Consider the following 16,903-nt stretch of genomic DNA (forward strand, 5'->3'; position numbering starts at 1 on the left):
GGAGCACTTCCCATGAAACTGAAGCAATGGCTGTCCCTGCCGCTGGCCGCGGCGCTGCTGGCGGCGGCCCCCGCGATGGCGGCCGAGAAATTCCGCGTGGGCTATCTGCGCGTGATGGACGATGCGCAAGCCATCGTCGCGCAAGAGGGCGGCTATTACAAAAAGGCCGGCCTGGATTCCGAACTGATCGAGTTCAAGTCGGGCACCGACCTGATCAAGGCGATTGTCGGCGGCCAGCTGGACATTGGCGTGCTGGGCTTCACCAACGCGGTGGCCTGGGCTTCCAAGGGCGCGGACCTGAAGGTGGTGGGTGGCGCGCAGCAGGGCTACCACTCGCTGATCGTGCGCGAAGACTCCGGCATCAAGGACATCGCGGGGCTGAAGGGCAAGACCCTGGCTTCCCAGGCCGAAGGCAGCACCGCCGACGTGGTCCTGAAGGGCGTGGTGCTCAAGCAGGGCAACCTGGGCGCGGACGACGTCAACGTCATGGGCGTAAGCCCGGCCGTGGCGGTCCAGTCGCTGGTGGGCAAGCGCGTGGACGCGGCCTTCCTGTTCGAACCCTACGACCGCATTGCGCAGCTGGTGGCGCCGGTCAAGCAGATCTATGAAGTCGGTCAGGCCTGGCCGTTCCCGTGCATGGTGGTGATCACCTCCGGCGAAACGCTGGCCAAGCGCAAGGACGACGTCTGGAAGGCGCTGGATGCGCAGAACCAGGCCATCCAGCTGCTGCAGAAGGAACCCGCGCAGGCTTCCAAGCTGATCGCGTCGTACTTCATCGCCGAGCCCACCTTGAAGACCTTGACCCGTGGCGAGCTGCCGCGCGAAACCGTCATCGCCGAGGCCATCGGCACGCAGGTCTTCACGCCCAAGCTGACCGACAAGGACACCCGCCGCATGCAGGAAATCGCCGACATCCTGCAGGCCCAGGGTTCGCTGAAGACCCGCGACGGCAAGCCGTATGACGTCTCCAGCATCGTCGACCTGTCCTGGCAAGAGGCTCGCAAGCTTTGAGCGCATCTACCCGAGTCACCGGCGCCCGCAAACACTTCGCGGGCGTTCTGGGCGTGTTGTTCATCCTGGCCTTGTGGCAACTGGCGGCGTTCGCGCTGCCGGACTTCCTGATGCCGGGCGTGCCCGCCGTGGTCGAGCGCTTGGTCGAAGACCTGGGCAAGCAGTCCTTCCACCAGAGCCTCTTGGGCACGCTGGGACGGCTGGGCGCGGGCTACGGCCTGGCGCTGGCGGCCGGCATCGGCTTCGGCCTGGTGGCGGCGGTGCTGTTCTTCTTTCGCGAAGTGCTGCGCAGCGCCATCGTCATCCTGCAGTCGATTCCGTCGATCGCCTGGGTGCCGCTGTTCCTGATCGTGATGGGCTTCGGCAATACGCCGATCATCGTGGTGGTGGCGCTGTCGGCTTTCTTCCCGGCCGCGCTCAGCGTCATGAACGCCACCGAATCCGTGCAGCGCGTGCACGTGTCGGCGGCGCGCGTCATGGGCGCCACGCGCTGGGGCCTGGTCAAGCGGGTCTACCTGCCGGCCGTCATGCCCGAGCTCATCACCGGCGCGCAGCTCGCCTTCGGCAATGCCTGGCGCGCGCTGATCTCGGCGGAAATGCTGATCGGCTTCGGCAAGGGGCTGGGCCGTTCGCTGGCCTATTCTGGCGAAATCGCCGACATGACCGGCGTCATGACCAACATCCTGGTCATCGCCGTGCTGGCCGCGCTGATCGATCAGTTCGTGCTTGAAAACCTCAAGCACCGCCTGCTGCGCTATCAGTACGTTTAAGGGCGACAGGAGTCCCGCATGATCGGCCGCATCCGTCTGTTGGTCCTCGGCGCTTGCCTGGTTGCATCGGGTTTCGCACAGGCGCAGTCCGACGCCTTCGCGGCGGCTCGGGCGCGCGGCGAGCTGGTGGTGGGCGTGCCTTACCTGGCGCCGCCGCCTGCGGCCGGCGCCAAGATCCGCACGCCGGACGGCCTGGACGCGGCAATGACGGACAGAGTGGGGCAGAGCCTCGGACTGCCGGTGCGCCTGGTGCAATTGCCGCAGGAGCAGGCCGCTGCCGCGCTGGCGGCGGGACAGGTCGATCTGGTCCTGGCCGACGGCGAGTCGGGCCAACCGGACACCGTCGCGACGCAGGCCACGGGCTATGCCGCGCGTCCCAAGGCCGTGATCCGCAGCGATACCAGCCTGCGCCGGCCCGCCGACGTGCGCGGCCGCAGCGTCTGCATGGCCGAGGCCGCAACCGCTTCCCGCGCCCTGGCCGAAAGCTGGGGCGCCGTGGTGCGCACCTACCGCGTGCCGTCCGATGCGCTGGTTGCCGTGCGCGAAGGCAGCTGCGACATCGGCCTGGTCGACGACGCGGTCTGGGAGCCGCTGGTGCGCTTTCCGGAATGGAAGAAATTCTCCTCGACGCTGGCGGCCGATGGCGCCCGGCGCGAGCGCGTGTGGCTGCTGCCGGCCGCCGACTCCGCCAGCCGCGACTGGCTGAGCCAGGAAATGCGCGCCTGGGATCGCGCGGGCGCCTCGAAGGCCATGACCGCGAAGTGGGCGCGCGATGTGGCCTTCGACGTGTACCTCGATCAGGAAGTCCCTGACTGCCACGGCTAGGGGCTGCCGGCACATACAATGCCGGTCATGACGCACACGCTGACCGCCCCTTGCACCTACCAGGAAGACATCAAGAAAAGCCGCTTCGTCGCGTATGCGGCGCCGGTGTCCGGCGTGGACGAAGCCATGCGCTTCTTTGCCCAGCACAGCGACGCGGAAGCGACCCACAACTGCTGGGCCTACCGCATCGGCCAGGAATACCGCTTCAATGACGACGGCGAACCGGGAGGCACGGCTGGCCGTCCCATCCTGCAAGCCATTGAAGGCCAGGACATGGATCGCGTGGCGGTGCTGGTAGTGCGCTGGTACGGGGGCGTCAAGCTCGGCGCAGGCGGACTGGTGCGCGCCTACGGGGGCTGCGCGGCCAACTGCCTGCGGCTTGGGGACCGGACCGAGATCGTGGATCTTGCAACCGTCGCCTGCGCTTGCGGCTTTGGCGAACTGGCGTTGCTGAAGTCGCGCCTGGCTCAGGCAGGCGCGGCCATCCTGCAAGAAGATTTCAACGAAGAAGGGGTTGCGCTACGGTTCACGGTGCCGCGCGCAGCGGTGGCGGACCTGGAAGTGACCGCCGCCAACATCACGCGCGGCCGTGCGGCCTGGGAAGTCGAGTCCTGATCCCAGGGGGCACGGGCCAGCGTAGCGTTTTCAGGCGTCCTGTCCGTTCTGGGCAGCCGCGATTTCCTGATGGACCTTTTCCATGTCCACTTCCTTGATCTTGGCGAGCAGCTCATTGAGCTGGCCGCCCGACAGGGCGCCCGGTTGCGAGAACAGCAGGACCTTCTCGCGGAAGACCATCAGGGTCGGGATCGAGCGGATGCCCAGTGCGCCGGCCAGTTCCTGTTCCACGTCGGTATTGACCTTGGCGAAGGTGACGTCGGGATGCTCGGTGGCGGCCTGCTCGAAGACCGGCGCGAAACCGCGGCAGGGGCCGCACCACGGCGCCCAGAAATCGACGATCAGCGTACCGTCGGGGGTGATGGCTTCCTGGAAGCTGTCTTTGGTGAGTTCAACAATACTCATTTTGAATCCTTGCCGGCGAGCGGCGTAAAAAGCGGTCTCAGAGGCCCGGGGTATGCCCGTCCCGGACCCGATGGGGCGTTGCGGCGGCGTTCGGTGCTTTAGAACGATAGTAGAGCGGGTAATGGCCGCGTCGCAATGGTTGGCGCCAGGGGCGCGGGCTGCGGCCCTCAGGCCGCGGTGCTTGCCGGGGCGCCGTTTTTCAACGACGCGACGATCTCGAAGGACCGCAGGCGGTCGGCGATATCGTAGAAATCCGAGACGATCATGACTTCGTCGGCCTCGGTCTCGGCGACCAGCGCTTCCAGTTCGCGCCGGACGGTATCCGGGCCGCCCACGATCGCGGCGCCCAGTCTTTGATGGACTGCCTCGCGCTCCCATTCGTTCCACAGGCCGTCCATGCTGTCCACGGGCGGCTGCAGCTGCAGGCGGTTGCCGCGCACCAGCGACAGGAATTTCAGCTGCTGGGTGGTGGCCTGGCGCCTGGCGGCCTCATCGGTTTCGGCGGCCACGACCGGCACGCCTATCATGGCGTAGGGCCGCGCCAGCGTTGCCGACGGCTTGAACAAATGGCGGTACAGGCGCATGGCGGCCATGCCTTCAGGCGAGAAATGCCCCGCGAAGGAGAAGGGCAGCCCCAGCTCCGCGGCGAGCCGCGCGCTGAAATCGCTGGAACCCAGCAGCCAGATCGGAATGTCCAGGCCTTCGCCGGGAATCGCGCGCACCGGTTGCCCGGGGCGCGAAGGCGCCAGGAAGCCGCGCAATTCTTCGACCAGCGCAGGGAATTCCAAGCCGCTGCGCGGACCGCGGCGCAAGGCGTGCTGCGTGGCGCCGTCGCTGCCGGGTGCGCGGCCCAGACCCAGGTCGATGCGGCCAGGGTAAAGCGTTTCCAGCGTGCCGAACTGCTCGGCGATGATCAGCGGAGCATGGTTGGGCAGCATGACGCCGCCCGAGCCCACGCGCAGGGTGCTGGTGTGCGAGGCCACGTGGCCGATCAGCACCGCCGTGGCGCTGCTGGCCACGCCGTTGATGTTGTGGTGTTCGGCCAGCCAGAAGCGTTTGTAGCCCAGGCGTTCCACGTGCTGCGCGACCGCAACCGTGTTGCGGAAGGCGTCAGCCGCGTCGCGGCCCTGCACAATCGGGGCCAGGTCCAGTACGGAAAAAGGGATGCGTGCCAGGCTGCTCATGCGGAAACCTCCGTGTACACGGTGGAACAGGACAGCGGGGCGGAAACAAAGCGGGTAAGGCGCAAGGCGGACTCCATATGCCGTTATACATGGGGAGTGTATCGGTGAAATCAAGCGGACCCGCCAGCAACCTTATGGTGCGGCGGGTTGATTGATTTCCGCTATTCCTGCGATTGGCCCGCTCTGTAGGGCGGCTTTGGCGGCCTGGCCTAGCCTGGGAAGAAGGCGTAGCGGATCACGAACAGCGCGGCGACCAGCCAGGTCGCGGGATGCACGTCGCGGATCTTGCCGGTGGCCGTCTTCAGCACCACGTAGCTGATGAAGCCGAAGGCGATGCCGTTGGCGATCGAGTACGTGAACGGCATGACCAGCGCGGTCAGCGCTGCCGGCGTGGCTTCGCAGACGTCGTTCCAGTCGATGTCGATCAGTTCGCGCATCATCAGGCCGGCCACGTAGAGCAGGGCGGGCGCGGTGGCGTAGGCCGGCACGGCGCCGGCCAGCGGCGAAATGAACAGCGCAGCCAGGAACAGCACCGCGACGACCAGGGCGGTCATGCCGGTACGGCCGCCGGCCTGCACGCCCGAGGCGCTTTCCACGTAGGCGGTGGTGCTGCTGGTGCCCAGCATCGAACCGGCCACGATGGCGCTGCTGTCGGCAAAGAGCGCGCGGCCCAGGCGGTTGGGGCGGTTCTCGGGCATCAGGCCCGCGCGCTTGGCCACGCCCACCAGCGTGCCGGTGGCGTCGAACACTTCGACCAGCACGAACACCAGGATCACGTGCACGAAGCCGCTGTGCAGCGCGCCCAGGATGTCCAGCTTCATCAGCGTGGGAGCCAGGCTGGGCGGGGCGGCGAAGATGCCCTTGAATTCGTTGTAGCCCAGCGCCATCGACAGCACCGTGACCACCAGGATGCCGATCAGGATCGCGCCGCGCACGCGCAGCGCATCCAGCGCGGCGATGATGAAAAAGCCCAGGATGGCGAACAGCGGGCCCGGCTGGGTCAGGTCGCCCAGCGTGACCTTGGTGGCGGGATGCGCGACCACGATGTTGGCGCTGGATAGCGCGATAATGGCAAGGAACAGCCCGATGCCGGCGGCGATGGCGCTGCGCAGCGAATGCGGAATGCCCTTGACCAGCCAGACCCGGATGCCCGAGAACGTCAGGAACAGGAAGATCACGCCCGAGATGAACACGGCGCCCAGCGCCTGCTCCCAGGTGTAGCCCATGGTCTTGACCACGGTGAATGCGAAGAAGGCGTTCAGGCCCATGCCCGGCGCCATGCCGATCGGCCAGTTGGCGATCAGCGCCATCACCAGCGAGCCCAGCGCGGCGGCCAGGCAGGTGGCGACGAACACGGCATCGCGGTCCATGCCCGTCGACGACAGGATGTCCGGATTGACGAAGATGATGTACGACATCGTCAGGAAGGTCGTCAGGCCGGCGACCAGTTCCGTACGCGCTGTCGTGCCGTGTTCACGCAGCTTGAATAGCTTCTCGAGCATTCGAGTCCCCAATGTGTTTGCAGGATTGCGGGTTGTTGTGGGCGGGCTGGGTTGCCCGCCGGTTTTTCATGAAAGGGCGTATTTTCGCATCAGTTGTAAACTCTGCCGCCATGATTATTCTCGGCTTTGAAAGCTCCTGCGACGAAACCGGCGTCGCAGCCGTCTGTACGGAACGGGGCCTGCTCGCGCACGCGCTGCATACCCAGATCGCCATGCACCAGGAATACGGGGGCGTGGTGCCGGAACTCGCCTCGCGCGACCATATCCGCCGCGTCGTGCCGCTGACCCGCCAGGTCCTCGAAGACGCGGGCCTGCAAATGTCGGATGTCGGCGCCGTGGCCTATACGGCCGGCCCCGGCCTGGCCGGCGCCTTGCTGGTGGGCGCCAGCGTCGCGCAGTCATTCGCCTGGTCGCGCCATCTGCCCGCCATCGGCATCCATCACCTGGAAGGCCATCTGCTGTCGCCGATGCTGGCGGATCCGCGACCGGAATTTCCCTTCGTGGCCTTGCTGGTGTCCGGCGGACACACGCAGCTGATGCGCGTGGACGGGGTGGGGCGCTATGAATTGCTGGGCGAAACGCTGGACGACGCCGCGGGCGAGGCCTTCGACAAGTCCGCCAAGCTGATGGGCCTGGGCTATCCGGGCGGGCCGGCGCTGTCCCGGCTGGCTGCCAGCGGCGATGCCGCGCGTTTCGATCTGCCGCGCCCGATGCTGCACAGCGGCGACCTGGATTTCAGTTTCAGTGGCCTGAAGACGGCGGTGCTGACCCGCGTCAAGGCCGCCGAGGCCGCGGGCGGTCTGGACGAACAGACCCGCGCCGACCTGGCCGCGGCCACGCAGGCCGCGATCGTGGAAGTGCTGGCGGCCAAGGCCATCAAGGCGCTGAAGCAGACCGGCCTGAAGCGCCTGGTGGTGGCCGGGGGCGTGGGCGCCAACCAGCTGCTGCGCGCCAAGCTGGACGCGGCGCTCAAGCCGCTCAAGGCGCGCGCCTATTTCCCGCCTCTGGAGCTGTGCACCGACAACGGCGCCATGATCGCCTTTGCGGCCGCGGAGCGGGTCAAGGCGGGCCTGGCGACCCTGGATCCGGACGCGCACAGCTTCACTGTGAAGCCGCGCTGGGATCTGGCCGACATTGCCTGAAAATGAAAAGGGCGGCCTTGCCGGCCGCCCCGAAGCGCATTCGTTTCGCGCTTATTTCTTCTTGCCGCCGCCGATGCGGCTTTCCGTGCCCTGGACCAGGCGCGTGATATTGGCGCGGTGGCGGTAGAACAACAGCACGCCGATGGCCGCCAGCGCCACGCCCATGGACGGCTGCGCATACCAGGCCAGGCCGGAGCCGAACACGTAGTAGACAGGGGCGAAGAAGGCCGCCACCAGCGAAGCCAGGGACGAATAGCGGAAGAATACCGCGACGATGAGCCAGGTGGCCGCCGTGGCGACCGCCAGCCAGGGCTGGATCGCCACCAGCACGCCCAGCGCGGTGGCCACGCCCTTGCCGCCCTTGAAGCGCAGGAATATCGGGTACAGATGGCCCAGGAAGGCGGCCAGCGCGACCAGCGCCAGCGCGACGGGGGAGATCCCGGGAGCCAGCTTTTCGGCCAGCCAGATTGCGAACCATCCCTTGGCGGCGTCGCCCAGCAGCGTCAGCGCGGCGGCGGTCTTGTTCCCGGTGCGCAGCACGTTGGTGGCGCCCGGGTTCTTGGAGCCGTAGCTGCGGGGGTCTTGCAGGCCCATGAGCTTGCTGACGACCACCGCGAACGGCACGGAGCCGATCAGGTAGGCCAGCAGGATGAGCGCAGCGCTGAAGACCAGGGAGGGGTCGTTTATCGCCATGGAGAGAGGGTCCGTTGTTGTTGTGTTGTTGCCGTAATGGCTGCGGATTCTACCGCGCCCGGGGCTGGGTCCGGCTACGGGTTATCGAGCGGGGCGGCAGCCCCCGTCTGCCAGCCGATCGCACGGATGCCGGCCGCGGACGGTACAATCCGACGCGTTCACCCGCGTTTTATTTTCTTTCGGATGCACAATGCGAATTCTGGTTTCGAACGATGATGGTTATTCGGCCCCTGGGCTCGAGGCGCTGGTTGACGCGCTGCAAGGCCTGGGCGATCTCACCGTTGTCGCGCCCGAGACCAACCATAGCGGCGCGTCCAACTCGCTGACGCTGAACCGGCCTCTGTCGGTGCGCACCGCCTCCAACGGCTTCATCGCCGTCAACGGCACCCCGTCCGACTGCGTGCACGTGGCGCTCACCGGCCTGATGGATACCCGGCCCGACCTGGTCGTGTCCGGCATCAACAACGGCGCCAACATGGGCGACGACACCCTGTATTCGGGCACCGTGGCGGCCGCCAGCGAAGGCTATCTGTTCGGCATCCCGGCCATCGCGTTCTCGCTGGCCGAGAAGGGCTGGGCGCACATCGATTCCGCCGCGCGCGCCGCGCGCCTGGTGGTCGAGCGCCACCTGGCCCAGCCGCTGGCCGCGCCGGTGCTGCTGAACGTCAATATCCCCAGCCGCCGCTTCGAAGACATGCACGGCTTCGCGGTCACGCGCCTGGGCAAGCGCCATCCTTCGCAGCCGGTGGTGCGCACCACCACGCCATATGGCGATACCGTCTATTGGATCGGACCCGTGGGCCTGGCTGCCGACGCCACGCCGGGTACGGACTTTCATGCCGTCGAGCAGGGCACGGTGTCGGTCACGCCGCTGCGCCTGGACCTGACCCAGCACAGCCAGCTCGACGAGATCCGGACCTGGGCGGAGCCGCTATGCGTAAACGCGTAAGCCAGCCGGACGTGACCCAGCCCGTGCCCGGGCGTACCGGTCCGGTGCGCTACGACTCGGGCCGGCTCAGTCCCGGCGTCACGCCCGCCAACAGCAACACCCGCATTTCTGCAGCCACGCTGCAACGCCAGACCCAGGCGCCCACGCCCGCGTCGGGCAGCAATCTGGGCCTGAACTCGGACCGCCTGCGCCAGGCCATGGTCGAGCGCCTGCGCGCGCAGGGCATCATCGACGAACGCGTGCTCAACGCCATGGGCGCGGTGCCGCGTCATCTGTTCGTCGACGAGGCGCTGGCCAGCCGCGCTTACGAAGACGCCGCGCTGCCCATCGGCCATTCGCAAACCATCTCCCAGCCCTGGGTGGTGGCGCGCATGATCGCCGCCGCCTGCGACGACCGCACGCCCACCCGCGTGCTGGAAGTCGGCGCGGGTTGCGGCTACCAGGCGGCGGTACTCGCGCAGTTCGTGCGCGAGGTTCACTCCATCGAACGCATCCGCGGACTGTATGAACTTGCGCGCGAACATCTGCGCGCCTTGCGGCTCACCACCAGGATCCGCTTGATCTACGGCGACGGCATGCTGGGTCTGCCCGGCGTGGCGCCGTTCGATGCTATCGTTGTGGCTGCCGCTGGCCTTGCCATCCCGCAGGCGCTGCTCTCGCAGCTCGCGCCGGGTGGCCGCCTGATCGCTCCGGAAGGGGGCGCCAACCAGCGCCTGGTTCTTATCGAACGCACAGGCGCGGCCAGCTGGAAACGCACTGAATTAGAGGCCGTGCGCTTTGTGCCGCTACGGGCCGGAATACAATCTTGAGCAAACAGGAGAAACGTATGCTCAACGGGCAGTTGCAACTGACCGATATCACCCTGGGCGCGTCCATGACGCGCCTGCGCCGCCCGCTCTTCATCGCGGGGGCTCTCAGCCTGTCCATCCTGGCTGGCTGCGCTTCCAAAGGTACTCGCGCTCCGGTGGTCGACATGACCGGCGGGCAACCCGCGCCGGCCACCCAGACCGGCGGCACCTATGTGGTGAAACCGGGCGACACGCTCTACAAGATCGCCCGCGCCAACAATGTGGATGTCGAGAACGTCAAGCGTTGGAACAACCTCAGCGATCCCAACCAGATCTCGGTCGGCCAGGTCCTGAAGATGTCCGGCAGCGCCAGCGGCGGTGCCCAGACCGCGCCGGTCGCGGGCACCAAGCCGCAGCCGCGTCCGCTGGATCAGCCGGAAACCCTGCCGCCGCCCACCACTGAAACCACCACGCCGCCACCCACGGCGCCGGTCGAAACCAAGCCCGCCACGCGCGCGGCCGACGCGGCCGTCATCAATTGGGCCTGGCCTGCCAGCGGCCAGATCGTGCAGGGCTTCAACAACAGCAGCAAGGGCATCGACATCGCCGGCGCGCTGGGCGATCCGGTCACCGCCGCCGCGGACGGCCTGGTCAAGTACAGCGGCAACGGTGTGCGCGGCCTGGGCAACCTGATCATCGTCGAGCACCAGAACGGTTTCATCACCGCCTACGCGCACAACCGCGCGGTGCTGGTGAAGACGGGCCAGAACGTCAAGCGCGGCGCCAAGATCGCCGAACTTGGCCAAAGCGATACCACCTCGCCGCGCCTGCACTTCGAAATCCGCCGCCAAGGCCAGCCGGTGGATCCCATGCAGTATCTGCCCGCGCGATGACGCCGACTCTCGTCTTCGACCTGGAAACCATCCCCGACGCCGAGGGGCTGCGCAAGCTCAACGGCTGGGGGGCTGACGTTCCCGACCTGGAAGTGGTCGAACGCGCCCTGACCGCGCGCCGCGAGGCCGTGGGCCATGATTTCCTGCCGCTGCATCTGCACAAGGTGGCGGTGGTGGGCTGCGTGTTCCGCGACGACCAGGGCTTTCGCGTCAAGACCCTGGGCCAGCCCGACGATCCCGAGGCAGCCTTGCTGGCGGGTTTCTTCAAGACCATCGAGCGCTACACGCCCAAGCTCGTGAGCTGGAACGGTTCCGGCTTCGACCTGCCGGTGCTGCATTACCGCAGCCTGATCCAGGGCGTACCCGCGCCGCGTTACTGGGACATGGGCGAGGAAGACCGCGACTTCAAGTTCAACAACTACATCTCGCGCTATCACTCCCGGCACCTGGACCTGATGGACCTGCTGGCCAAGTACAACGGCCGCGCCAACGCGCCGCTGGACGAACTCGCCAAGCTTTGCGGTTTTCCGGGCAAGCTGGGCATGGACGGCAGCAAGGTGTGGGAAGCCTGGAGCCAGGGCCGCGCCGACGAGGTGCGGGCCTATTGCGAAACCGACGTGGTCAACACCTGGCTGGTGTATTGCCGTTTCCGCTTCCTGCGCGGCGAGCTCGACCGCACTTCCTACGAAACGGAAATCGCCTTGGTGCGGGACACCCTCAGCGCCAGCGATGCGCCGCACTGGAAGGAATACATGGCGGCCTGGGACGCCAACTGAGCGGTGTCTTGGCCGGGGATCAGTCCTCCCGGCGGACAGGATCGAACGGGGCCCGTGCGGCCCCGTTCTTGCGTCTGGCGCCTGCGCAATCGACTGAAACATTGCTTGCGCCAGCGAAACCTGGATGAAACCGGGCCAATCGCACAATGGCCTCGCTTTCTTCACTTTCAGGAGACCTACATGTCCCGATTCGCTATCCGCTCCAATTTGGCCGCTCTTGCATTTGTCGCCGCGACGGGCGGCCTGGTGGCCGGCTCCGTCATGGCTGCGCCTCCTCCTCCCGCTGACGGCGGTCCCGCCGCCATGCACGATGGCCAGCGCGGCGGCTTCCACAAAGGCATGCGCGACGGCCTCTTCATTCCCGGCCTGGGTCCCGTGACCAAGGCCCAGGTCGCCGAGCTGAAGCTGGACGACAAGCAGCAGGCCTTGTTCAAGACCGCGCAGGACGGCCAACGCAGCCTGCACGAAGCCATGCGCGCCTCTGGCGACAAACGCCACGACCTGCTGAAGGCGCAGCTGGACAGCGGCAAGCTGGATCCCCGCGCGCTGGTCGAGCAGTCCGAAAAATCGCGTGATGCCTTCGGTCCCCAGGCCAAGCAGGTGCGCGACCAATGGCTTGCGGTCTGGGACAGCCTGAATGACACCCAGCGAGGCCAGGTGACCAAGTTCGTCAAGGAACGCCAGGATCGCATGCAGGAGCGTCATGCCCGCATGGAAGGACGCCACGGCAAGGGCAAGGCTGAAGCGCCTGCCGCCGCCGCGCCGGCCAAGCCTGCCGCCAACTAAGCCGTGTGGCCGGCCGTCCTGGCCGGCCCACGCCAGCAACCCCGGACACGCGACCGCGTGCCGGGGTTTTTCATTTGGCGTCCCGGATGGTGGCTAGCGGCGGCCCGCCATGCGAGCCGATCCGCAGCGGGTTCCCCGTTTTGACGCATAGGGGCGTGCGCCGGCGCTCGCGTCCGCACTGTTCTGGTGCGGGGCGGGTGCCGCCAGCGCCGCATGCGCCGCCGTATCGGCCTGCGCCAGACCTGGCACGGACATTGCTTTGTGGAGTAGGAACCGGTTTCAAACGCTGCACCGCCGGTCCTTGGGATGCGCCTCGGCCATCCGCCCACTCGACAAAACCGATCAGGACTCCGCACCATGAAGAAGACGTTGCTAGCCGTGCCCTTTGCGCTCGCCGCTTGTTTCGCCGCGACGGCGCAGGCCGAACCCACCGATCTGGGCGGCGGATTCTCGCTCAGCGGCAACGCCGCCATCGTCAGCGACTACCGTTTCCGCGGCTACTCGCAGACCGACTTCCGGCCTGCCGTGCAGCTGGGCTTTGACCTGACCCACAGTTCCGGCTTCTATCTGGGCAACTGGAACTCGAACGTGTCCGATTTCGTCTTCACCGACGGCAACCTGGAAATGGATTTCTATGGCGGCTGGAAGGGCGACGTGGGCGGCGGCTTCACGCTGGACGCGGGCGTGCTGCATTACTACTACCCCGGTTCCAGCTCGCCGAAGGGCGGAAACTACAACAACACCGACCTCTATCTGGGCGCGTCCTACGGCAACTACAGCCTCAAGTACTCCTACACGCCCAGCGACTTCTTCAGCACGCCGGACAGCAAGGGCACCTGGTACCTGGACGGCACGGCCAATTTCGATCTGGGCGACGGTTGGGGCCTGGTCGGCCACCTGGGCTACCAGAAGCTCAAGAACCAGACCAATATGGACGGCGACTCCATCGGCCATTACGTCGACTACAAGCTCGGCGTGACCAAGGACCTGAAGGGCTGGATCCTGGGCCTGGCCGCGGTGGGCGCGACCAAGGACAACTGGCTGCCGACCAAGTACGGCCATCCCTCGGGCCGCCTGGGCGCGGTTTTCTCGGTGGCGCGTTCCTTCTGACCGATATCCGTGGCGGCGCCTGGCGGCGCCGGCTTTCGGGCTTGCCAAGGATTGGCGGCGTCCGCCGTCCGCGGCAAGCCCTTTTTTCATCGGAAGGCCGTTCCGGCCCCGCATGGCCATTTCCAGGAATGGCCGCAGTCCTTTTACAATAGCGGGTTGCGTGTAATTCTTCTGGACTGCGTGAGATGTCTGACGTTTTGAGTATTGAATCCCTGGACCTGGAAGCCAGGGGTATCGCCCGCCGCGACGGGAAAGTCGTCTTCGTGGAAGGCGCCTTGCCGGGCGAACGGGTCACCACGGTTACGCTGCGCCGCAAGCCGTCCTACGAGATCGCGCGCGTGGACGAGGTGCTGCGGCCCTCGTCGCAGCGGGTAACGCCGCGTTGCCCGCATTTCGGCGTCTGTGGCGGCTGCGCCATGCAGCATCTGGAGCCCAGTACGCAGGTGGCGATCAAGCAGCGTTCGCTGGAAGATACTTTCTGGCACGTCGGCAAATTGCGTCCGGCGCGCATCCTGGCGCCGCTGCAAGGCCCGACCTGGGGCTACCGTTACCGCGCCCGCCTGTCGGTGCGCGTGGTGCCCAAGAAGGGCGGCGTGCTGGTCGGCTTCCATGAGCGCAAGAGCAGCTACGTGGCCGACATGCGGGAATGCCATGTGCTGCCGCGCCACGTGAGCGACCTGCTGATCCCCCTGCGCGAAATGATCGGTTCCATGTCCGCGCCGGACCGCATGCCGCAGATCGAAGTGTCGCTGGGCGAGGGCGTGACCGCGCTGGTCCTGCGCCATTTGCTGCCGTTGACCGACGGCGACATCGCCATCCTGCGCGCCTTCGCCGCCAAGCACAACGTGCAATGGTGGCTGCAGTCCAAGGGTCCGGAAACCGTGCACCCGCTGGAGCGCGAGCACGGCGACACGCTGGCCTACACCATGCCGGAATTCGGCCTGCGCATGCCGTACCGGCCCACCGATTTCACTCAGGTCAACCACGCCATCAACCGCGCCATGGTGTCGCGCGCCCTGAAGCTGCTTGAAGTGCAGCCGACCGACCGCGTGGCGGATCTGTTCTGCGGGCTGGGCAACTTCACGCTGCCGCTGGCGACGCAGGGCAGGGAAGCCGTGGGCGTGGAAGGCAGCAAGGCGCTGACCGACCGCGCTTTCGACGCGGCATCGCGCCATGGCCTGGGCGATCGCACCAGCTTCGCCACCCTGAACCTGTTCGAGGTGGACGTGGAATGGCTGCGCGGCCTGGGCTATTTCGACCGCATGCTGATCGATCCGCCGCGCGAAGGCGCGCATGCCGTGGCGCAGGCCCTGTCGCAGCTGGAGGCGCACGAACGCCCCGTGCGCATCGTCTACGTGTCCTGTAACCCGGCCACGCTGGCGCGCGACGCGGCCATCATGGTGCATGAAGGCGGCTACGTGTTGAAGAGCGCAGGCGTGATCAACATGTTCCCGCACACGGGCCATGTGGAGTCCATCGCGGTGTTCGAATCGCTGGACGCCGAGGGCATCCAGGTGGTGAGGGAACGGGCCCGCCAGCGCGCCATCCAGGCGGCGGCGGAAGCGGCCGCCGCGGAAGAGGCCAAGGCCGCGGCCGCCGCCGAGAAGGCGGCCGCCAAGCAGGCGGCCACCGACGCCTATCACGCCAAGGTCGCGGCCGAAGCCCAGGACTGATGGCCGCGAGGCCTGGGCCGCTTCAGTGCTTGCAGCCCAGGCCTTCCAGTATCGGGCAGTCCGGCCGATCATTGCCCTGGCAGTGCTCGGCCAGATGCTTCAGGGTCGCCGCCATGTCGCGCAGCGCCTCGGCCTTGCGCTCCAGTTCCTGCACGTGTTCCAGCGCGATGCGCTTGACGTCGGCGCTGGCGCGGCTGCGGTCCTTCCACAGCGCCAGCAGCTCGTTCATCTGTTCCACCGAGAAACCCAGGTCGCGCGCGCGGCGCACGAAGTGCAGCGTATGCAGATCGTGTTCGCTGTACACGCGGTAGCCGGAATCCGTGCGTCCGGCAGGGCTGATCAGGCCGATGCTTTCGTAGTAACGGATCATCTTGGCGGAAATGCCCGAACTCTTGGATGCCTCTCCGATATTCATTGCTCTGCTCCTGTGTGGCCTGAGTGCGATTCTACGCTTGACCTTGCCATCATAGGAAGGTTTAAGCTGTTTTCCATGGTGGACGAAACGCAGTCCATCACCCTTGAATCCTATGGAGATAACTATGAGCATCGAGTTCCAAGTGGCTGACATGACCTGCGGCCATTGCGCCAAGACCATCACGGCGGCGGTGAACCAGGCGGCGCCGGGCGCGACTGTCACAATCGATTTGCCCACCCACCGCGTGACCGTGACCGGGGCCGATGACGCCGGCAAGATCGAGGACGCGATCCGCGACGCCGGCTACCAGCCGCTGCCGGTGTAATGCCTCCAGGCGCGAGGCCGGGCTATGATAGGTTCGACCTCGCGCCAGCTATTTGTTCATTGCCAAAATCTATTGATTCATTGAATTTATTAAATTTGAATAATTGATAGTAAGGATTTATCATTCTTTCCATGGTGGTTAATCAAACAACCCCGCTACCCCAAGGAGAGATTTGAATGCTGCAAAACCGCGAAGGCCAACGTGTTCCGAACGTAACGTTCCCGGTCCGTGAGGACAACACCTGGAAGAAGGTCACGTCCGACGACCTGTTCAAGAACAAGACCGTCGTGGTCTTTTCCCTGCCCGGCGCCTTCACGCCGACCTGCTCGTCGACCCACCTGCCGCGCTACAACGAACTGGCTCCCGCCTTCTTCGCCGCCGGCGTGGACAGCATCGTCTGCGTGTCGGTCAACGACACCTTCGTCATGAACGAATGGGCCAAGGATCAGGAATCGGCCAACATCACGCTGCTGCCCGACGGCAACGGCGAGTTCACCGAAGGCATGGGCATGCTGGTCGACAAGAGCGACCTGGGCTTCGGCAAGCGCAGCTGGCGCTACTCCATGCTGGTCAAGGACGGCGTGGTCCAGAAGATGTTCATCGAGCCGGAAAAGGAAGGCGACCCGTTTGAAGTGTCGGACGCCGACACCATGCTGGCGCACTTCGCCCCGTCGGCCAAGAAGCCCGACCAGGTGGTCGTGTTCTCCAAGCCGGGCTGCCCGTTCTGCGTGGAAGCCAAGGCGCTGCTGGATGCCAAGGGTTACGCCCCGATCGAGATCCCGCTGGAAAACAAGGTCCGTGGCCGCGTGATCGGCGCCGTCTCGGGCAAGGGCACCGCCCCGCAGGTGTTCATCAATGGCGCGCTGATCGGCGGCCTGGAAGACCTGAAGGCGCACTTCGCCTAAGCGTCTGCAACGCCACCGGCCCCGGGTCTGCCCTGGGGCCGGGCAGGGCGCAGCGGCGGTCCGCCGCCTACTGCTCCCGTCACAAGTTTCCCTTTTTACGCACCTTTGCGCGCGGCCCCTCGGGCGCTGCGGGACT

At 66.4% G+C, this 16,903-nt stretch carries 19 protein-coding genes; 14 read left to right on the forward strand and 5 right to left on the reverse strand.

Annotated elements, in window-relative coordinates:
- Nucleotides 1-12 precede the first annotated feature (12 nt).
- From N5C88_RS22660 to N5C88_RS22675, 4 genes are read left to right on the forward strand one after another with little or no spacing between them, the layout of a single operon-like run.
- Nucleotides 13-1,011 carry an ABC transporter substrate-binding protein gene (locus N5C88_RS22660; protein ID WP_059380084.1) on the forward strand — a complete coding sequence of 333 codons (999 nt, stop codon included), beginning with the start codon at nucleotides 13-15 and terminating at the stop codon, nucleotides 1,009-1,011.
- Nucleotides 1,008-1,781 (forward strand): ABC transporter permease, encoded by a 774-nt coding sequence (locus N5C88_RS22665; RefSeq protein WP_054453964.1) that lies wholly within the window; start codon nucleotides 1,008-1,010, stop codon nucleotides 1,779-1,781. The genes N5C88_RS22660 and N5C88_RS22665 overlap by 4 nt, the downstream gene beginning before the upstream one ends.
- Before the next feature lie 18 nt (nucleotides 1,782-1,799).
- Nucleotides 1,800-2,606: a transporter substrate-binding domain-containing protein gene (locus N5C88_RS22670; RefSeq protein ID WP_280016296.1), complete on the forward strand. Its 807-nt coding sequence runs from the start codon at nucleotides 1,800-1,802 to the stop codon at nucleotides 2,604-2,606.
- A 27-nt stretch (nucleotides 2,607-2,633) separates the two neighbouring features.
- Nucleotides 2,634-3,221, forward strand: a complete 588-nt coding sequence (locus N5C88_RS22675; protein WP_280016297.1) for an IMPACT family protein — start codon at nucleotides 2,634-2,636, stop codon at nucleotides 3,219-3,221.
- 30 nt (nucleotides 3,222-3,251) lie between these two features.
- Here the strand turns inward: N5C88_RS22675 and N5C88_RS22680 are convergent, their stop codons facing one another.
- The 3 genes from N5C88_RS22680 to N5C88_RS22690 all read right to left on the reverse strand — a co-directional run bounded on the left by N5C88_RS22680 (nucleotide 3,252) and on the right by N5C88_RS22690 (nucleotide 6,312).
- Nucleotides 3,252-3,626, reverse strand: a complete 375-nt coding sequence (locus N5C88_RS22680; RefSeq protein WP_013394055.1) for a thioredoxin family protein — start codon at nucleotides 3,624-3,626, stop codon at nucleotides 3,252-3,254.
- Nucleotides 3,627-3,793: 167 nt separating this feature from the next.
- Nucleotides 3,794-4,810, reverse strand: coding sequence for an LLM class flavin-dependent oxidoreductase (locus tag N5C88_RS22685; protein WP_054453967.1), 1,017 nt, complete (start codon nucleotides 4,808-4,810; stop codon nucleotides 3,794-3,796).
- Nucleotides 4,811-5,019: 209 nt separating this feature from the next.
- Nucleotides 5,020-6,312, reverse strand: a complete 1,293-nt coding sequence (locus tag N5C88_RS22690) for an NCS2 family permease (RefSeq protein WP_059380087.1) — start codon at nucleotides 6,310-6,312, stop codon at nucleotides 5,020-5,022.
- Between the two features lie 110 nt (nucleotides 6,313-6,422).
- On the opposite strand from N5C88_RS22690, the gene tsaD reads away from it, so the two are divergent.
- The gene (gene tsaD, locus N5C88_RS22695) at nucleotides 6,423-7,454 is read left to right on the forward strand and encodes a tRNA (adenosine(37)-N6)-threonylcarbamoyltransferase complex transferase subunit TsaD (RefSeq protein WP_118932052.1); all 1,032 of its coding nucleotides are present in this window, start codon (nucleotides 6,423-6,425) and stop codon (nucleotides 7,452-7,454) included.
- Between the two features lie 51 nt (nucleotides 7,455-7,505).
- Here the strand turns inward: tsaD and plsY are convergent, their stop codons facing one another.
- Nucleotides 7,506-8,147, reverse strand: coding sequence for a glycerol-3-phosphate 1-O-acyltransferase PlsY (gene plsY, locus N5C88_RS22700; protein ID WP_059380089.1), 642 nt, complete (start codon nucleotides 8,145-8,147; stop codon nucleotides 7,506-7,508).
- A 190-nt stretch (nucleotides 8,148-8,337) separates the two neighbouring features.
- Here plsY and surE point away from each other — a divergent pair, with 190 nt between their 5' ends.
- From surE to rlmD, 7 genes are all read left to right on the forward strand, one after another.
- Nucleotides 8,338-9,096, forward strand: a complete 759-nt coding sequence (surE, locus tag N5C88_RS22705) for a 5'/3'-nucleotidase SurE (RefSeq protein WP_059380090.1) — start codon at nucleotides 8,338-8,340, stop codon at nucleotides 9,094-9,096.
- Nucleotides 9,081-9,905 carry a protein-L-isoaspartate(D-aspartate) O-methyltransferase gene (locus N5C88_RS22710; RefSeq protein ID WP_280016298.1) on the forward strand — a complete coding sequence of 275 codons (825 nt, stop codon included), beginning with the start codon at nucleotides 9,081-9,083 and terminating at the stop codon, nucleotides 9,903-9,905. Before surE ends, N5C88_RS22710 begins: the two co-directional genes overlap by 16 nt.
- Nucleotides 9,906-9,922: 17 nt before the next feature.
- Nucleotides 9,923-10,777 carry a peptidoglycan DD-metalloendopeptidase family protein gene (locus tag N5C88_RS22715; protein ID WP_118932051.1) on the forward strand — a complete coding sequence of 285 codons (855 nt, stop codon included), beginning with the start codon at nucleotides 9,923-9,925 and terminating at the stop codon, nucleotides 10,775-10,777.
- Nucleotides 10,774-11,553 (forward strand): 3'-5' exonuclease, encoded by a 780-nt coding sequence (locus N5C88_RS22720; RefSeq protein WP_280016299.1) that lies wholly within the window; start codon nucleotides 10,774-10,776, stop codon nucleotides 11,551-11,553. Before N5C88_RS22715 ends, N5C88_RS22720 begins: the two co-directional genes overlap by 4 nt.
- Before the next feature lie 180 nt (nucleotides 11,554-11,733).
- A complete protein-coding gene (locus tag N5C88_RS22725; RefSeq protein ID WP_059380094.1) occupies nucleotides 11,734-12,339 on the forward strand; it encodes a hypothetical protein in 606 nt (201 codons plus the stop codon).
- Between the two features lie 357 nt (nucleotides 12,340-12,696).
- Nucleotides 12,697-13,449: a TorF family putative porin gene (locus N5C88_RS22730; protein ID WP_059375682.1), complete on the forward strand. Its 753-nt coding sequence runs from the start codon at nucleotides 12,697-12,699 to the stop codon at nucleotides 13,447-13,449.
- 185 nt (nucleotides 13,450-13,634) lie between these two features.
- A complete protein-coding gene (gene rlmD / locus N5C88_RS22735) occupies nucleotides 13,635-15,122 on the forward strand; it encodes a 23S rRNA (uracil(1939)-C(5))-methyltransferase RlmD (protein WP_251879954.1) in 1,488 nt (495 codons plus the stop codon).
- Between the two features lie 22 nt (nucleotides 15,123-15,144).
- Here rlmD and cueR read toward each other — a convergent pair whose 3' ends face one another.
- Entirely contained in the window at nucleotides 15,145-15,537 is a 393-nt protein-coding gene (gene cueR, locus N5C88_RS22740; protein WP_059375687.1) for a Cu(I)-responsive transcriptional regulator, read from the reverse strand.
- A gap of 124 nt (nucleotides 15,538-15,661) precedes the next feature.
- On the opposite strand from cueR, the gene N5C88_RS22745 reads away from it, so the two are divergent.
- The gene (locus N5C88_RS22745) at nucleotides 15,662-15,862 is read left to right on the forward strand and encodes a heavy-metal-associated domain-containing protein (protein ID WP_059375690.1); all 201 of its coding nucleotides are present in this window, start codon (nucleotides 15,662-15,664) and stop codon (nucleotides 15,860-15,862) included.
- 176 nt (nucleotides 15,863-16,038) lie between these two features.
- Nucleotides 16,039-16,767, forward strand: a complete 729-nt coding sequence (locus tag N5C88_RS22750; RefSeq protein ID WP_054453993.1) for a glutathione peroxidase — start codon at nucleotides 16,039-16,041, stop codon at nucleotides 16,765-16,767.
- Nucleotides 16,768-16,903 lie beyond the last annotated feature (136 nt).

The sequence above is a fragment of the Achromobacter sp. GD03932 genome (assembly GCF_029839485.1).
In the GTDB taxonomy this organism is placed as follows: domain Bacteria; phylum Pseudomonadota; class Gammaproteobacteria; order Burkholderiales; family Burkholderiaceae_B; genus Achromobacter; species Achromobacter bronchisepticus_A.

Excerpts from the sequence above, each read along its gene's own strand:
- N5C88_RS22750 (WP_054453993.1), top strand. The coding sequence starts at position 16,039 with ATGCTGCAAAACCGCGAAGGCCAACGTGTTCCGAACGTAACGTTCCCG.
- N5C88_RS22730 (WP_059375682.1), top strand. The coding sequence starts at position 12,697 with ATGAAGAAGACGTTGCTAGCCGTGCCCTTTGCGCTCGCCGCTTGTTTC.
- N5C88_RS22745 (WP_059375690.1), top strand. The coding sequence starts at position 15,662 with ATGAGCATCGAGTTCCAAGTGGCTGACATGACCTGCGGCCATTGCGCC.
- N5C88_RS22725 (WP_059380094.1), top strand. The coding sequence starts at position 11,734 with ATGTCCCGATTCGCTATCCGCTCCAATTTGGCCGCTCTTGCATTTGTC.
- surE (WP_059380090.1), top strand. The coding sequence starts at position 8,338 with ATGCGAATTCTGGTTTCGAACGATGATGGTTATTCGGCCCCTGGGCTC.
- N5C88_RS22690 (WP_059380087.1), bottom strand. The coding sequence starts at position 6,312 with ATGCTCGAGAAGCTATTCAAGCTGCGTGAACACGGCACGACAGCGCGT.
- N5C88_RS22680 (WP_013394055.1), bottom strand. The coding sequence starts at position 3,626 with ATGAGTATTGTTGAACTCACCAAAGACAGCTTCCAGGAAGCCATCACC.
- tsaD (WP_118932052.1), top strand. The coding sequence starts at position 6,423 with ATGATTATTCTCGGCTTTGAAAGCTCCTGCGACGAAACCGGCGTCGCA.
- N5C88_RS22660 (WP_059380084.1), top strand. The coding sequence starts at position 13 with ATGAAACTGAAGCAATGGCTGTCCCTGCCGCTGGCCGCGGCGCTGCTG.
- N5C88_RS22670 (WP_280016296.1), top strand. The coding sequence starts at position 1,800 with ATGATCGGCCGCATCCGTCTGTTGGTCCTCGGCGCTTGCCTGGTTGCA.
- N5C88_RS22715 (WP_118932051.1), top strand. The coding sequence starts at position 9,923 with ATGCTCAACGGGCAGTTGCAACTGACCGATATCACCCTGGGCGCGTCC.
- N5C88_RS22720 (WP_280016299.1), top strand. The coding sequence starts at position 10,774 with ATGACGCCGACTCTCGTCTTCGACCTGGAAACCATCCCCGACGCCGAG.
- N5C88_RS22710 (WP_280016298.1), top strand. The coding sequence starts at position 9,081 with ATGCGTAAACGCGTAAGCCAGCCGGACGTGACCCAGCCCGTGCCCGGG.
- rlmD (WP_251879954.1), top strand. The coding sequence starts at position 13,635 with ATGTCTGACGTTTTGAGTATTGAATCCCTGGACCTGGAAGCCAGGGGT.
- N5C88_RS22685 (WP_054453967.1), bottom strand. The coding sequence starts at position 4,810 with ATGAGCAGCCTGGCACGCATCCCTTTTTCCGTACTGGACCTGGCCCCG.
- N5C88_RS22675 (WP_280016297.1), top strand. The coding sequence starts at position 2,634 with ATGACGCACACGCTGACCGCCCCTTGCACCTACCAGGAAGACATCAAG.
- cueR (WP_059375687.1), bottom strand. The coding sequence starts at position 15,537 with ATGAATATCGGAGAGGCATCCAAGAGTTCGGGCATTTCCGCCAAGATG.
- plsY (WP_059380089.1), bottom strand. The coding sequence starts at position 8,147 with ATGGCGATAAACGACCCCTCCCTGGTCTTCAGCGCTGCGCTCATCCTG.